12 protein-coding genes and 2 pseudogenes are annotated in these 16149 nt (G+C 65.8%); 11 read left to right on the forward strand and 3 right to left on the reverse strand.

The genetic code is table 11. From position 1 onward, the window contains the following. Window positions 1–88: 88 nt before the first annotated feature. A complete protein-coding gene (locus tag ACNFH5_RS24835) occupies window positions 89–1009 on the reverse strand; it encodes a LysR family transcriptional regulator (protein ID WP_413350833.1) in 921 nt (306 codons plus the stop codon). Between the two features lie 323 nt (window positions 1010–1332). On the opposite strand from ACNFH5_RS24835, the pseudogene ACNFH5_RS24840 reads away from it, so the two are divergent. The 11 genes and pseudogenes from ACNFH5_RS24840 to ACNFH5_RS24890 form a co-directional block, all read left to right on the forward strand. Further along, window positions 1333–3700: pseudogene (locus tag ACNFH5_RS24840) on the forward strand (TonB-dependent receptor); the annotation flags it as partial. Between the two features lie 55 nt (window positions 3701–3755). Then, a pseudogene (locus ACNFH5_RS24845) lies at window positions 3756–4660 on the forward strand (TauD/TfdA dioxygenase family protein). 202 nt (window positions 4661–4862) lie between these two features. Further along, entirely contained in the window at window positions 4863–5750 is an 888-nt protein-coding gene (locus ACNFH5_RS24850) for a TauD/TfdA dioxygenase family protein (protein WP_416750625.1), read from the forward strand. Between the two features lie 214 nt (window positions 5751–5964). Next, on the forward strand, window positions 5965–6714 hold the full coding sequence (locus ACNFH5_RS24855) for a GntR family transcriptional regulator (protein WP_416750627.1): 750 nt from the start codon (window positions 5965–5967) through the stop codon (window positions 6712–6714). Beyond that, complete coding sequence (locus ACNFH5_RS24860; protein WP_416750629.1) at window positions 6711–8462, forward strand: fumarate reductase/succinate dehydrogenase flavoprotein subunit; 1752 nt, start codon at window positions 6711–6713, stop codon at window positions 8460–8462. The genes ACNFH5_RS24855 and ACNFH5_RS24860 overlap by 4 nt, the downstream gene beginning before the upstream one ends. A gap of 254 nt (window positions 8463–8716) precedes the next feature. After that, window positions 8717–8962, forward strand: coding sequence for a 4Fe-4S dicluster domain-containing protein (locus ACNFH5_RS24865; protein ID WP_024767017.1), 246 nt, complete (start codon window positions 8717–8719; stop codon window positions 8960–8962). A 221-nt stretch (window positions 8963–9183) separates the two neighbouring features. After that, window positions 9184–10590, forward strand: coding sequence for an ABC transporter substrate-binding protein (locus tag ACNFH5_RS24870; RefSeq protein WP_416750631.1), 1407 nt, complete (start codon window positions 9184–9186; stop codon window positions 10588–10590). A 47-nt stretch (window positions 10591–10637) separates the two neighbouring features. Further along, complete coding sequence (locus ACNFH5_RS24875) at window positions 10638–11426, forward strand: ABC transporter permease (RefSeq protein ID WP_416750728.1); 789 nt, start codon at window positions 10638–10640, stop codon at window positions 11424–11426. Further along, entirely contained in the window at window positions 11423–12271 is an 849-nt protein-coding gene (locus tag ACNFH5_RS24880; protein WP_416750633.1) for an ABC transporter ATP-binding protein, read from the forward strand. Before ACNFH5_RS24875 ends, ACNFH5_RS24880 begins: the two co-directional genes overlap by 4 nt. Continuing rightward, window positions 12268–13251 carry a HEAT repeat domain-containing protein gene (locus ACNFH5_RS24885; protein WP_416750635.1) on the forward strand — a complete coding sequence of 328 codons (984 nt, stop codon included), beginning with the start codon at window positions 12268–12270 and terminating at the stop codon, window positions 13249–13251. Before ACNFH5_RS24880 ends, ACNFH5_RS24885 begins: the two co-directional genes overlap by 4 nt. Beyond that, window positions 13248–13541, forward strand: coding sequence for a DUF971 domain-containing protein (locus ACNFH5_RS24890; RefSeq protein ID WP_416750637.1), 294 nt, complete (start codon window positions 13248–13250; stop codon window positions 13539–13541). The genes ACNFH5_RS24885 and ACNFH5_RS24890 overlap by 4 nt, the downstream gene beginning before the upstream one ends. Here ACNFH5_RS24890 and ACNFH5_RS24895 read toward each other — a convergent pair. Beyond that, entirely contained in the window at window positions 13534–14178 is a 645-nt protein-coding gene (locus ACNFH5_RS24895; protein ID WP_416750639.1) for an alpha/beta hydrolase, read from the reverse strand. The genes ACNFH5_RS24890 and ACNFH5_RS24895 overlap by 8 nt on opposite strands. 234 nt (window positions 14179–14412) lie before the next feature. Beyond that, window positions 14413–15696, reverse strand: coding sequence for an OprD family porin (locus ACNFH5_RS24900; RefSeq protein WP_416750730.1), 1284 nt, complete (start codon window positions 15694–15696; stop codon window positions 14413–14415). Between the last annotated feature and the right edge of the window lie 453 nt (window positions 15697–16149).

Below are 16149 nucleotides of genomic sequence, written 5' to 3' on the forward strand. Positions count from 1 at the left end.
CGACGAGGGCATTCTACGAAGCGGCCGGGACGGGCCCCATGCTACTTGGGTCGCGGCGGGTCTATCCGAAAGTAGCGGAACGCCGCCGTCACGCCACCTCGCTTTCCACTCCTGCGTCCAGGTCCACGAGCAGCTCGATCATCGCCCGCGCCGCCGCCGAGAGACGGTCGCCGCTGCGAGTGACAATGCCGCAGCGGGCCTGGAGGATATCGACGTTCTGCGGCAGATTGCGGAAGTGCAGGCGCACCAGTTCCCCGCGCGCCATCGGCTCGCTCAACGCCTCTTCCACGGCGATGCCGATGGCGTCGGTCTGACTGACGATGCGCACCAGCGAGGCCATGTCCTCACACTGCACGTTGGTGGTGATGTCGATCTTGCCGCTCAGGTTGGCGAGCATCTTCCGCGCGCTGGGCGGGATCAGGGTGGCCGCCAGCGGGTAGGCGAACATGTCGTTGGTGGAGAGACTTTCCTTGGCCAGCAGCGGGTGCCCCTCGCGGCAGAAGAACAGGCCGCTGCGCGGCTTCAGCGCGCGAGTCTGGAAGTTCGGGTCGGCCTCGAAATGGCGGATGTCGGCGACGAAGAACTCGATCTCCTCGCGGCTCAGGCTACGCGCCAGACGCTCCCAGTTGTCCACGCCGAACTGGATGTGGATGCGCGGGTAGCGCTGGACGAAACGTGACACGGCGTCGGACACCAGTTTCTGGGCCGGCGCCGGGCCGCTGCCGAAGCGCAGTTCGCCCGAGTCCAGCTTGTTCAGCCGGGCCACCGCGTGGCTCAGGTTGTTGGCGCCCTGCACCAGGCTCAGCGCGTGCTGCAGCACCACCTGGCCCTCGGGAGTCGGGCGCAGGTCCTTGCTGCCACGGTCCACCAGACGGCAACCCAGCTCCTGCTCCAGGCCCTGGATGCTGCGGCTGAACGCCGGCTGGGTGATGCCCATGGCATCGGCGGCGCGAACGAAGCTGCGGTGTTCGTTGAGGGCGATGAAGTAGCGGAGTTGGCGCAGATCCATGATGCATTTCCGGCATTGAAAATAGTGGGCAAAGGCATTTGCCGCTCGTTATGCGCTGGTTTTAAATGCAAGCTCTTATTCCGTCAACGAAGAATAAAACAAACATCTATTCTTTTATGAACTAAGAATATAGCTCAGACCAGGAGTCGCCCGATGCCAGCCTTGCACCTCCTTTCCTCGCGAATGTGCCTGTCCCGCTGTCGCTGACAGCCGAAGCCGCACCTACCCACACCAAAAACGTCGTTCGCCACTCCCGCGTGGCGCGGCTCCCTTTTGCCCGCGATTGGCGCGGACAGACAAGGACACAGCATGACTTCGAGACATTCGCCCTTCCCCTTCAAACCGCGCCGGCTGCGCGCTCCGGACTACGCCGTGGTCCTGCTGCTGGCCCTGGGCGGCGCCCTCCCGGTGCTCGCCGAGGAAAGCGAGGACAGCACCACCAGCACCGATTTCGCCAAGCCCGTGAGCGCCGCGCCGGCCAAGGCCGACGCCACCCTGGGCAAGGTCACCGTCACCGCCCGCCGCCGCGAGGAAGACTCGCAGAAGGTGCCCACGCCAATCACCGTGGTCGGTGGCGAAACCCTGGAAACCCAGCGCGTCTACAAGGTGCAGGACCTGCAGCAGATCCTCCCCAGCGTCAACGTCGCCTTCATCCATGCGCGGCAGTCGAGCATCGCGGTGCGTGGCATCGGCAACAACCCGGCCAGCGACGGCCTGGAAGGCAGCGCCGGGGTCTACCTGGACAACGTCTACCTCGGCCGCCCGGGCATGGCGGTATTCGACCTGCTGGACATCGAGCAACTGGAACTGCTGCGCGGCCCGCAGGGCACCCTGTTCGGCAAGAACACCACGGCCGGCGTGCTGAACATCAGCACCCGCGCACCGACCTTCACGCCTGAGCGCAGCGTGGAAGTCTCCGGCGGCCAGGACGGCTACTTCCAGGGCAAGGGCACCGTCTCCGGCGCGCTGACCGACACCCTGGCCGGGCGCGTGTCCGCCTACCGCACCCGCGACGATGGCTATATCAAGAACATCCACGACGACAACACCCTCAACGGCGGCGAGCGCCAGGGCATCCGCGGGCAACTGCTGTTCAAGCCCAACGAGGACTTCGACCTGCGCTGGATCAACGACTACAACGAGGAAGACTCCAGCAACGGCAGCATGGTGGTGTACGGCGCCGCCGACCGCTTCTGGCAGCGTGCCGCCGCGGTGGGAGCCTCGCCCATTCGCGATCCGGACCGCCACAAGGTCAACATCAACAGCCGCCAGCACGTCAGCGTGCACCAGGGTGGCAGCTCGGTGGAGGCCAACTGGAACCTCAACGGCGGCTACAAGCTGACGTCCATCAGCGCCTACCGCTACTGGCACTTCACCCCGGCGAACGACGAACAGCTCAACGTCTCGGCGATCAACAATACCGGCGTGGAAGTGCACGACCGCCAGTTCTCCCAGGAGATTCGCCTGGCCTCGCCCACCGGCGGCTTCTTCGACTACGTGCTGGGGGCCTATGCGTTCAACCAGAACCTGGGCAACAAGACCTTCACGGACTACGGCCCGCTGGCCGACCGCTACCTGCTCGGCACCAACCTGAATGCGCTGAACAACACCTACTCGAAAGCCAACGGCAAGATCGAGACCGACAGCTTCGCGCTGTTCGCCCAGGGCACCTGGCACCTCACCGACAAGCTGGACTTCACCGCCGGCCTGCGCGGTACCTACGAGGAGAAGGACGCCAAGGTCGAACGCTTCGACCCGGTGGGCGGCGCGCCGGTCACCGGCGTCGGCGCAGTGGTGCGGCGCAACCAGCTGGGCGCCTACGACTCGGGCGACCTGAGCCTCTACAGCTTCGCGCCCTCGGCGCTGCTAAGCCTGAGCTACCAGTTCAGCGACGACCTGCTGGGCTATGCCTCGCTGTCCCACGGCGAGAAATCCGGCGGCGTCAACCTCGCCGTGGCCAGTGCGCCGACGGCAGGCGCGGACTCCCTGCTGGTCGGCCCGGAACGCGCCAACGACGCCGAACTGGGGATCAAGACCACCCTGTTCGACAACCGCCTGCAGCTCAACACCAACATTTTCTGGACCGGCATCCACGGCTACCAGGCGACCACCCTGTACCAGCCGCCGGGCTCGACCCAGCTGGTCTCGGTGCTCTCCAACGCCGGCAGCGTGCGCTCGCGCGGCCTGGAGTTCGAAGCCACCGCCCTGCCGATCCGTGGCCTGACGCTGAACTTCAACGGTTCCTACAACGACGTCACCTACCTGTCGTTCAAGGACGCCCCGTGCCCGGCGGAAATCTCCACCCAGCCGGGCGCACCGGCCACCTGCGACCTCACCGGCGACAGGGTTGTCGGTGCCTCGAAGTGGATCGCCAACCTCAACGGCGAATACGCCTGGAACCTCGACGACGGCATCCGCCCCTACGTGACCGGCAGCTACTCCTACCGCTCCGAAGCCGAGGGCACGCTGGACAACTCCGACCTCTCGAAGATCGACGGCTACGGCCTGGCGAACTTCTCCGTCGGCCTGCGCAAGGACCTCGGCGACGGCCAACTGGACGCCTCGGTCTGGCTGAAGAACGCCTTCGACAAGGACTACTACCTGGCCGCCTTCGCCAGCATCAACGGCTCCTACACCGCCTCGGTGGGGCAGCCACGCACCCTGGGCGCCTCGGTTCGATACGACTTCTGATCCCCATCCGCCGCGCCCGAGCGCGGCTCTATTGCCACAGCAAGAGGACGATGAGATGAGCAACGCAGCACACGCTATCAAACAGCACGCAGTAAGCCTCGACATCCACCCGGTGGCCGGCCGCATCGGCGCCGAGATTCGCGGCGTGACCCTTTCCGGCAATCTCGATGGCGCCACCATCGACGCCATCCAGGCCGCACTGGTGAAGCACAAGGTGATCTTCTTCCGTGGCCAGACCCAGCTCGACGACCAGGGCCAGGAAGCCTTCGCCAAGCTGCTCGGTGAGCCGGTGGCACACCCCACCGTGCCGGTACAGGAAGGTACCCATTACCTGCTGGAACTCGACGGCGCCCAGGGCCGCCGCGCCAACTCCTGGCACACCGACGTGACCTTCGTCGACGCCTATCCCAAGGCCTCGATCCTGCGCAACGTGGTGGCACCGGAGTCTGGCGGCGATACCGTCTGGGCCAACACCGCCACCGCCTACGACGACCTGACGCCGGAGCTGAAGGCACTGGCCGACTCGCTCTGGGCCGTGCACAGCAACGAATACGACTACGCCAGCGTGCGCCCGAACGTCGATCCGGCGCGCCTGGAGGAATACCGCAAGGTGTTCACCTCCACCGTCTACGAGACCGAGCACCCGGTGTGCGCGTACACCCCATCAGCGGCGAGAAGACGCTGCTGCTGGGGCATTTCGTCAAGCGCCTGAAGGGCCTTTCGCAGCATGACTCGGCGCATCTCTTCGCCGTGCTGCAGGGCCATGTCACCCGCCTGGAGAACACCGTGCGCTGGCGTTGGCAGCCGGGCGACGTGGCCATCTGGGACAACCGCGCGACCCAGCACTATGCGGTGGACGACTACGGCACCCAGCCGCGCATCGTGCGCCGCGTGACGCTCCACGGCGAAGTGCCGGTGGGCATCGACGGACAGCGCAGCCGGACGATCAAGAAGGTTTGAAGGTCCTCTGCCGCTTAACCCTCTCCCCAGCCCTCTCCCTGAAGGGAGAGGGAGTATCCGATTGAAGCGTACTTCACGTGCAGTCCTGGCACCTCTGGTGCAGGGCTGCCGCCTGGTTTTGCCTGGCACCGATCCTGTCCCCTCTCCCTTCAGGGAGAGGGTTAGGAAGAGGGCCGCCCATGCCTGAACGGAGCACTGAAACATGACCCAATCCGCCCTAAAACAAACCACCGCCAAAGCCTTCGCCATCATCCCCCTCGACGCCCCGCTGGGGGCCGAAGTACGTGGCCTCGACGCCCGCGAGCCACTGACGCCTGAACAGATCCTGGCGATCAAGCAGGCCCACCGCGAGCACCACATCCTGATCTTCAAGGACCAGCAACTCGACGATCAGCAATACCTGCGCTTCGCCACCCTGTTCGGTGCAGTGTTCCAGCCGCCGGCGGACGTGCCGGTGCTGTCTTCGGGCGCCGACGGCAAGGCCCCCGACATCGTCAAGGTGGCCAACACCGAGGACGGCGAACTGGGCAACTTCGCCCTGCCGGCCCACGTCGACCACCAATGGACGCCGGTGCCCTCTTCCGGCTCCTTCCTCTATGCGCTGGAGGTGCCCAGGACTGGCGGCGAAACCCAGTTCACCAACCTCGCACGCGCTTACGAGACACTGGACGAGGCAACCCGCACCGAGATCGATCCTCTGCGCCTGATCAACTACAACCCGTTCATCCGCCTGAAGAACGGCGGCTACAACGGCACGTTCGTGCGCTACCGCACGCCCGAGATCGCGCCCATCCAGGGCACCGAGCACCCGCTGGTGCGGACCCACCCGGAGAACGGCAAGCGTGTGCTGTTCCTCTCGGTGCACACCGAGGTGGAGATCCCCGGCGCCGATCCGCAACAGGGCGCTGCGCTGGTGGAAAAACTGCGTGAGCACCTGCAGAAGCCCGAGCTGATCTACAGCCACAAATGGTCGGTCGGCGACATCGTCTGGTGGGACAACCAGGCCGTGCTGCACGGTCGCAACGCTTTCCCGGCCAGCGAGAAGCGCCGCTTGAAGCGCATCAGCCTGTCCGGTAGCCGGCCGTTCTGAGGCATTCGCAAGCGCACTGGTCGCCTTGTAGGAGCGAGCTTGCTCGCGAACGGGTCATCCGAGCATCCCGGCATGAAGCGGTTCGCGAGCAAGCTCGCTCCTACAAAAAACCTGTCGAAGATGACGCTTTCTATGCTTATGCGAAATCGTTTCTTGTCCTGAATCAATTATTCCTTTTATAGTTTCGGCAACTCGTCATAACAAGTTATGAACTATGGCCGAACTACTCCCCCTCTCGCCCGTTCCTCTCTACAGCCAGCTCAAGGAAATCCTGCGCACGCGCATCCTCGACGGCACCTACCCACCGCTCAGCCGCATGCCGTCAGAGGCTGAGCTGGGCAAGGCCTTCGACGTCAGCCGCATCACCGTGCGCCAGGCGCTCGGCGACCTGCAGAAGGAAGGGCTGATCTTCAAGATTCACGGCAAGGGCACCTTCGTCGCCAAGCCCAAGGCCTTCCAGAACGTCAGCACGCTGCAGGGCCTGGGTGAATCCATGACCCAGCGCGGCTACGAGGTGATCAACCGCCTGCGCAGCTTCAAGACCGTGCCGGCCAACGCCCAGGTCGCCGCGCGCCTGCAGGTGGCCGAAGGCGAAAACGTGGTGCAGATCAAGCGCGCCCGCCTGGTCAATCGTGAGCTGGTATCGCTGGAGATCACCTGGCTGCCCGAGCACGTCGGCAAGCGTCTGGAAAAGGCCGATCTGGTCAGCCGCGACATCTTCCTGATCCTGGAGAACGACTGCGCCCTGCCCCTGGGCCACGCCGATCTCGCCATCGACGCCATCCTCGCCGACGCCGAGCTGGCCCGTGCGCTGGAGGTGCAGGAAGGCTCGCCGGTGATGCGCATCGAGCGCCTGACCCATACCGCCGACGGCGCGCCGCTGGACTACGAACACCTCTACTACCGCGGCGACGCCTTCCAGTACCGCCTGCGCATCGACCGCCACAAGGGACAGCAGCAATGAGCCAGTTCGACCTTTCCCAGATTCCCGAGGACAAGGAGCTCGCCTACGACATCGTGGTGATCGGCGGTGGCACCGCCGGCCCGATGGCCGCGATCAAGGCCAAGGAAGCCAACCGTGATCTGCGCGTGCTGCTGGTGGACAAGACCAACGTCAAGCGCAGCGGCGCCATCAGCATGGGCATGGACGGGCTGAACAACGCCATCATTCCCGGCCACGCCACGCCCGAGCAGTACACCAAGGAGATCACCGTCGCCAACGACGGCATCGTCAACCAGGCAGCGGTCTACGCCTACGCCACCCACAGTTTCGAAACCCTGCAGCAGCTGGACCGCTGGGGCGTGAAGTTCGAGAAAGACGAAGTCGGCGACTACGCGGTGAAGAAGGTCCACCACATGGGTGCCTACGTGCTGCCCATGCCCGAGGGCCATGACATCAAGAAGGTGCTGTATCGCCAGCTCAAGCGTGCACGCATCGAGATCACCAACCGCCTGGTGGTCACGCGCCTGCTCACCGACGCCAACGGCGCGGTCAACGGCCTGCTCGGCTTCGACTGCCGCACCGCGCAGTTCCAGGTGATCCGCGCCAAGGCCGTGGTCCTCGCCTGTGGCGCCGCCGGCCGCCTGGGCCTGCCCTCGTCCGGCTACCTGATGGGCACCTACGAGAACCCCACCAACGCCGGCGACGGCTATGCCATGGCCTACCACGCGGGCGCGGAACTCTCGAACCTGGAGTGTTTCCAGATAAACCCGCTGATCAAGGACTACAACGGCCCGGCCTGTGCCTACGTCACCGGCCCGCTAGGCGGCTACACCGCCAACAGCAAGGGCGAGCGCTTCATCGAGTGCGACTACTGGAGCGGCCAGATGATGTGGGAGTTTCACCAGGAGCTCGAAGGCGGCAACGGCCCGGTGTTCCTCAAGCTGGACCACCTGGCCGAGGAAACCATCCAGACCATCGAGGACATCCTCCACAGCAACGAGCGCCCCAGCCGCGGCCAGTTCCACGCCAACCGCGGCACCGACTATCGCCAGCAGATGGTGGAGATGCACATCTCCGAGATCGGTTTCTGCTCCGGCCACTCGGCTTCGGGCGTGTGGGTCAACGAGAAGGCCGAAACCAGCGTGAAAGGACTGTACTCGGCCGGCGACATGGCGGCCGTGCCGCACAACTACATGCTCGGCGCCTTCACCTACGGCTGGTTCGCCGGCGCCAATGCCGCGCAGTACGTGGCCGGCCGCGAGTTCAGCGAAGTCGATAGTGCCCAGGTGGAGCGCGAGCGTGAACGCGTCTTCGCGCCTTTGAAGCGCGAACACGGCCTGCCGCCAGCACAGGTCGAGTACAAGCTGCGGCGCATGGTCAACGACTACCTGCAGCCGCCCAAGGTGACCAGGAAGATGGAGATCGGCCTGGAGCGCTTCGCCGAGATCGCCCGCGACCTCGACCAGCTCAAGGCCAACAACCCCCACGAGCTGATGCGCGCCATGGAAGTCAGCGTGATCCGCGACTGCGCCGAGATGGCCGCCCGCGCCTCGCTGTTCCGCACCGAAAGCCGCTGGGGCCTGTACCACCACCGCGTGGACTACCCGCTGCGCAACGATACCGACTGGTTCTGTCATGCGCACCTGAAGAAGGGCGACGACGGCGAGATGACCAGCTTCAAGAAGCCCATCGAGCCCTATGTGATCGCGCTGGATGAGGACGAGCAGCAGGCTTACGAGAAGCTGCGGGTGAAGAGCGAGGCGGCTTGAGGCATTTCGGCTGATCGAAGAGCGCCTCTCCCCCCGCCCTCTCCCGCACGCGGTAGAGGGAGCTCGATCGGCGCCAGCAATGAACACGGAGCCAGCCGACGAACACAGAAACATCCACGACTCCGAACGGCCCCCTCTCCCTTCAGGGAGAGGGCTGGGGAGAGGGGCTCGAGCCGCCGCGCCGAACCCTCGACCTGAACAACCAGCCCGCCGCCACGACGGCCGGCAAAGCAACACGATGAGGACCGCGTGCCATGGCCTACCAACCCCAGGAAATCTTCTTCCGCTCCAGCGCACCGGTGACGGTGGACGAGGACAAGTGCATCGCCGACAAGGGCTGCACCGTCTGCGTCGAGGTCTGCCCGATGGACCTGCTGGCGATCAACCCCGCCACCCAGAAGGCCTACATGGCCTTCGACGAATGCTGGTACTGCATGCCCTGCGAGAAGGACTGCCCGACCGGCGCGGTGCGCGTGGAGATTCCGTACCTCCTGCGTTGAACCAGCAGCCGCTCTTGCTCTTGTAGGAGCGAGCTTGCTCGCGAATCAGAGCCAGCAGAGGGGCTGTTCGCGAGCAAGCTCGCTCCTACGAAAAGCCCGAACAACCCATAAGAAACGCCATCCGGCCCCACCGCCGGACGCCTGATGCACCGCCCCTCGTTTCCCACCGCAAGGCCTGCGGCGGAGACGATTCCAACACTCACGATTCGAGGGGAACACCCATGACCTTGCGCACCACCCTGGCCGGCCTCGCGCTCGCCATTGCCAGTATCACCGCACACGGCGAGACCATCCGCGTCGCCATCGGCACCCAGGACACCACCATCAACTGCGCCGCTGGCGGCCTGTTGATCCGCGAACTCGGCCTGCTCGACAAGTACCTGCCGCACGACGGCAAGTACCAGGACGCGCAGTACGACGTGCAGTGGAAGAACTTCACCAGCGGCGCACCGCTGACCAACGAGATGGTCGCCGGCAAGCTCGACTTCGGCGCCATGGCCGACTTCCCCGGCTCGCTCAACGGCGTCGCCCATGAAGCCGCCGGCAAGCGCAGCCTGTTCATCAGCGTGCTCTCGGGCAGCATCGAGGGCAGCGGCAACGGCATAGTCGTGCCCGCCTCCTCCAAGGTGCAGTCGCTGGCCGAACTCAAGGGCCAGACCATCTCCGTACCTTTCGCCTCCACAGCCCACGGCCTGCTGCTGCGGGCCATCGCCGCGCAGGGCTGGGACCCGGAGAAAGACGTCACCATCATCGCGCAGCCGCCGGAGGTCGCCGGTTCTGCGCTGCAAGCCAACAAGATCGCCGCCCACGCCGACTTCGTGCCCTTCGCCGAGCTGTTCGAAAGCCGTGGCATCGCCCGCAAAATCTACGACGGCTCGCAGGCCAAGGCACCGACCTTCCACGGCGCGCTGGTCGAAGCCGACTACGCGCAGCAGTACCCGGAAATCGTCGAGGCCTACCTGCGCGCGACCTACGAGGCCAACCAACTGCTGGCCAAGGAGCCGGAGAAATACAGCGAGCTGATCGAAAAGGTCGCCGGCATCCCCGCCGAGGTGAACTACCTGTTCCACGGCCCGCTCGGCCTGCAGACGCGCGACCTGACCTGGAAGCCGGAGTACCGCCAGGCCGTGGCCACCGCCATCGACACGCTGAAGCTGCTGAAGAAGGCCGACCGTGGCCTGAACGTCGAGCAGTTCGTCGACGACCGCTACATCCGCGCCGCGTTCAAGGCTTCCGGTGCCGACTACGACGCCGCGCTGAAGAACTACGCCCAGCAGCCACTGCTGGGTAACGATGTGCTCACCAACAAGCCGATCAGCGATACCCGCAAGGTCGCGCAGATCTGGGTTCGTGGCGAGCCGAAGGTGCGCAGCTACGCGACCGCCAGGGAAGCCCTCGGCCAGCTCGCCGAGCTCAAGCAACAGGGCAAGGACATCCGCGCGGTATACGCCCAGGCCAGCGACAGCGGCATCAAGCTGCTGGCCAGCCAGGCATGGTTCGTTCGTGGCAAGGACGGTGCGCTGGACGCCTTCCTGCTGCGCGAACAGGCCGACGCCTTCGCCCACCAGCACGGTGGTGATGTTGCCGACTTCGCCGCTGCCAGCCAGCAGGCCGTGGCCAGTCGCTGAGGTGAAACCCCGGTGCCGCGCGCCCCGGGGTTCGACGGAGATCGATGATGAACACCACCACCCTCACCCGCTGGAGCCTGCGCCTGGCCTCGCTGCTGGCCTGCCTCGCGCTCTGGCAGATGCTTAGCGCGCGCCACGTGAACCTCGGTCTGGTCACCTTCGCCAACGTGCCCGGCCCGCGTGACGTACTCGACGCCGCCTGGAACCTCGCGCAATCGAGCAAGCTCGGCCGCCACCTGGGCAGCAGCCTGCTGCGCGTGCTGGCCGGCTACCTGCTGGCGGCTTTCGCCGGCATCCTCCTCGGGCTGGTCATCGGCCGCGGTCGCTGGGCCCGCGACAGCCTGCTGCCGCCGCTGGAAGTGCTGCGACCGATTCCGGCGGTGGCGTGGATTCCGCTGGCGATCCTGATGTTCCCCAGCTCCGAGCTGTCGATGATCTTCATCACCTTCACCGGCGCGCTGTTCCCCATCCTGCTCAACACCATTCACGGCGTGGAAGCGGTGGACCCACGCCTGCTCGCCTCCGCCCGCAGCCTCGGCGCCGGCCGCCTGGCGTTGCTGCGCGAAGTGGTGCTGCCCGGCGCCGCGCCGAGCATCGTCACCGGCCTGGCGATCGGCATGGGCACCTCGTGGTTCTGCCTGGTCACCGCCGAGATGATCTCCGGGCAATGGGGCATCGGCTACTACACCTGGGAGTCCTACACCTTGCAGAACTATCCCGACATCGTTGTCGGCATGCTGCTGATCGGCGTCCTCGGCATGGCCAGCAGCCTGCTGGTGCGCCAGCTCGGCGCCCTGGCCACACCCTGGCAGCGCCAGGCGGGAGGCAAGCCATGACCCTGCCCGCCAGCGCGCCGGGGCGCGTGCGCGTCGATGGCCTGTCGATCCACCTGGGTAGCGGCCGCGACGCCTTCGAAGCCGTGCAGTCCCTGAGTTTCTCCGTCGAGCCGGGCGAATTCGTCTGCGTGCTCGGCCCGTCCGGCTGCGGCAAGTCCACCCTGCTTGGCGCACTGGCCGGGCATCTGGCGCCCAGCGCTGGCAAGCTGGAGGTGGACGGCAGCTCTGTCGCCGGCCCATCGCCGGAACGCGGCATGGTCTTCCAGCACCACACCCTGCTGCCCTGGCGGCGGGTGCGTGACAACGTCGCCTTCGGCCTGAAGATGCGCGGCGTGCCCCGCGCAGAGCGCCATCGCCAGGCCGACGAGATGCTCCAGCTGGTGGGCCTGAGCGGCTTCGCGGAGCGCTGGCCAGCGCAGCTCTCCGGCGGCATGCAGCAACGCGTGGAAATCGCCCGGGTGCTGATCAACCAGCCGCGCCTGCTGCTGATGGACGAACCCTTCGGCGCCCTCGATGCGCAGACACGGATGATGATGCAGGAACTGCTGCTGGAGATCTGGACGCGCCTGCGCACCAGCGTGCTGTTCATCACCCACGACATCGACGAGGCGCTGTTCCTCGCCGACCGCATCCTGGTCATGAGCCCGCGCCCCGGACGCATCCTCGAAGACATCCGCCTCGACTTCCCGCGCCCGCGCCACGCCGACCTGCTCACCACGCCTGAATTCTCCCGGCTCAAGCGCCACTGCCTGGAACTGCTGCGCCACGAAGACGGCCGCCAGCTGCCGCGCCTGACGCCCCTGGGCCTGCCCACTCCTCAACGGATACCGCGATTCGCCATATGACTGCCTTCAACCCCTCTTACCACATCAGCACCGACAACCCCGACATTCTCGACCTGCAACCGCGCCTGCAGGATGCCGACGCCGGCGTGCGCCGCATCGCCCTGATCGAACTGGCCGACCTGGAAGATCCCGATGGCCTGCCCTGGCTCGCTGCGGCCCTGACCGGTGACGAAGCCGCCAACGTCCGCGCCGAAGCCGCACGCCTGCTGGAAGCCTGGGAAGAACCCGAGGTGGTGGACGCCCTCTGCCAGGCCCTGGCCGACAGCGACGACGACGTTCGCGCAGCCGCCGCCCAGAGCCTGAGCGAGCTGAAGACCGCCGAAGCTGGGGTGCGCCTGCTTCCCTGGGCAACTCACGCCGATACCTTCGTGCGCCGTAGCGCCTTGCGGGCCCTGCGCGAGCTGCGCCTGGAAGAGGCTGCCGAGCCTGCGCTCAACGCACTGGTAGACACCGACGCCGGCGTACGCCGTGAAGCCGTGGGCATCCTCGGCTGGCTCAAGCGCAGCGACGCCCTGCCGCACCTGGCGCGCCTGACCCGCGACGACCCGGACGCCGAAGTCCGCCGCGCCGCCGCCGGCGCGCTCGGCCTGGCCATCGACGCCAGCGTGCTGCCGGCCCTGCAGGCCGCACTGGCCGATTCCGCCTGGCAGGTCCGCGAGGAAGCGGCCGGCACTCTCGGCAAGCTCGCCCTGCCCGAAGCCGGCGAGGCGCTGGTGCAGGCGCTGGAGGACGACTTCTGGCAGGTGCGCCTGCGTGCCGCCCGCTCGCTGGGCAAGCTGCGCTATCTGCCGGCGCTGGAAGGCCTGAAGGTCGTGCTCAGCCATAGCATCAGCAACCTGCGCAAGGAGGCGGCGCTGGCACTGGGTGAGCTCGGTAATGGCGACGCCATCGAAGCCCTGCGCAATGCCGAGCACGACGGCGACCCGGAAGTCCGCAAGGCCGTGCGCATCGCCCTCGCTCAACTCGGGCAGAACACATGAACACGCCGGTCGCGCTGCATCGCTCCAGCACAGAGGGTCAGCTGCGCATCCGCTGGGACGACGGCGTCGAGCAGTGCATCGCCTTCGCCCGCCTGCGCGGCGCCTGCCCTTGCTCGCAGTGCCGGGCCGCGCGTCTTCAGGGACGTATCGACCTGGTCGCGGCCGGAGTCGCCCTGCAGGAACTCAACCTGCAGGGCTATGGCGTGCAACTGGTGTTCGACGATGGCCACGACCGCGGCATCTACCCCTGGTCGTATCTGCGTGAACTAGGGCGGCAGGCGCTCAGTTGATCGCGCGGGACAGGTGCTCCAGCACGCGTTCCACGGCACGCTCCAGGCAACCCTTGAAGAAGTGGTCGGCGCCGGCGTAAAGCAGCACTTCGCGCTGCTGCGGGCGCGCCCAAGCCAGCAGATTGGCCAGCGGCGCCATCTCATCCGCCTCGCCATGCAGCAGCAGGCACTCGGCCGGCACCGCTTGCGCCTGGTAGTCGCGGCCGCCGGGAACCGTGCCCACCGGCAAGCCCATCAGCACCAGGGCATCTGCCGGCGGTGACAACTCGCTGGCCACACGGGCGAACACATAGGCGCCGAAGGAAAAGCCCACCAGCGCCAACGGCAGGCAGGGATACTCGTTACGCAGGTGCGCGATCACCGCCAGCATGTCCTGCGCCTCGCCGATGCCTTCGGCGTACTCGCCCTCGCTGCCCTCCACGCCACGGAAGCTCGGCCGCACGGTCAGCCAGCCGGCACTGCACAGCTTGCGCGACAGGGTCAGCGGCACGCGGTGCTTCGGGCTGCCGCCGAGCAGCGGCTGCGGATGACTGATCAGGGCGATGCCCTTGGGCGGCACGCCTGGCCGGTCGATCAGCAATTGCAGCTTGCCCACCGGGCCATCGATCAGTTGCGTGCGGCGCTCTTCTTCGGACATCGACTCTTCTCGCGGGACGGGGACGGAGCGCCGATTGTAGCGCCCCGCCCGCGCTCCAGGTTCGCAGAAGACCGCCCTGCAAACCGGGAATATCTGCGCGTGACGTCGAATCCTGTAGGAGCGAGCTTGCTCGCGAACCGCTTGACGCCGGAGCGGCCGGGCAATCCATTCGCGAGCAAGCTCGCTCCTACGAAGAGCCCCCAGGGCAGCACCCAGCCAGGTGCTGCGTTGGCGTTAGAGGATGGACAACGGGTAGTCGACGATCAGGCGGAACTCGTTGACGTCACCCTCGACCTGGTCGGCATTGCCACGGTGGATCGCCTCGCGCAGACGGAAGGACAGGTCCTTCGCCGGCCCGGACTGCACCACGTACTTGGCTTCCAGGTTGGTTTCATGGTGCTTGCCGTCCTCACCGTAGCCATAGCCGCGGTACTGGCTGTCGGCAGCCATTTTCGTTCCGTCGATGCCGTGACCATTGACGTAGCGGGCCATGAAGCTCAGGCCGGGAATGCCATAGGTCGCCATCGCCAGGTCATAGCGCAGTTGCCAGGACTTCTCTTCCGGGCCGTTGAAGTCCGAGTACTGGATGGAGTTGGCGAGGAAGATCGAGTCGCCGGTGTCGCCGGGGCCGTTGACGCCGAACGCCACGTAGTCGAATGGCGTGTCGCCGTGGACCTTCTGATAAGCCAGCGTCAGGGTGTGGGCGGTGAGGAAGGTGTACGCGGCGGCGGCGGACCAGGTGGTGTTGCTGATCTCGCCGGCCTTGGCGCTTCCGTCGTCGTTGGTGCGGTAAATGTTGAAGTCGAAGTTCAGCGACTGGTCGTCCGCCAGCGGCAGCGTGTAGTTGGCGTTGCCGTAGTACTGGCGCCACACGTCCTCGAGCTTGGAGGCATAGAGCGAGAAGTTCAGTGTGTCGTTCACCGCGTACTTGCCGCCCACGTAGTCGATGCTGCTGGCCTCGACGTTGGCGTAGGAGGCCCAGATGCCATGATCGCCATTGGTGGTCACCGGGCCATTGCCGCCGGTGAAGTGGCCGCCGTCCAGGTCCAGCCCCTCGATCTCGCTGCTGAGCACGTTGAAGCCGGTGGCCGTCTGCGGGAACAGGCGGGTGCCGCCGGCGGCGAACACCGGAGCGGTGGGCTGCAGATCGCCCCAGCGCAGCTCGGTTTTGGAGACGCGCAGCTTCACGGCGCCCCCGGCCCGGCCGTATTCGCTTTCCGGCGAATCATCGTCACGCACTGGCAGGTTGCCGGTGCCGGAGGTGCCAGCGCCGCCATCCAGGCGAATCCCCCAGTTGCCGAAGGCCTCCACGCCGAAACCGACGGTGCCCTGAGTGAAGCCGGAGCTGTAGTTCAGCGTGAAACCCTGAGTCCAGTCCTTGCGGTCACGGTCTCCGGACTTGCGGTCGCTGTTGTAGTAGTAGTTGCGCAGCAGCAGCGAAGCGGTGCTGCCTTCGATGAAGCCGGTGGCTTCGGACTGATCGGAAACGACGGCGGCGTGCGCCAGTTGGAACGGCATACCGATGATCGATGCACTGACACAGGCACCGAGCCATGAGAGTCGGAACGTGGACATCTGCTACCCCTTTGTTGGTCTTGTCTTGGCAGGTCTATCGTTTGTAATGCGAATAAATTTCTTATGTTTCCCCGCCACTGACGGAGCCCGCGAAGAAATAACAATCCGCCGCTTTGCCCTCCAACCAGCCTTGTCGATAGTTGATATCGAGACGAATGATTCAGCATTTGCCGCTATCGCCATTAAGCTTGCGCCCCGATGAAGAACATGAGTCCCGGATGCCCGCTCCAGAGCGTCCGGAGGATTGCTCCACTTCATCATCCTTTGGTTTGGCCGCCTCCCCAGGCGGCCTTTTTTTTGCGCGCGCAAATGTTGTGGAACAAACGTTCCAGACCACTTCCAGATAATTTACCTACCCACTTTCCAGTTCATGGAAAGTTATTGCCACGACAACTT

Origin of the sequence: Pseudomonas sp. NY15435 (assembly GCF_048068295.1) — a bacterium.
In the GTDB taxonomy this organism is placed as follows: domain Bacteria; phylum Pseudomonadota; class Gammaproteobacteria; order Pseudomonadales; family Pseudomonadaceae; genus Pseudomonas.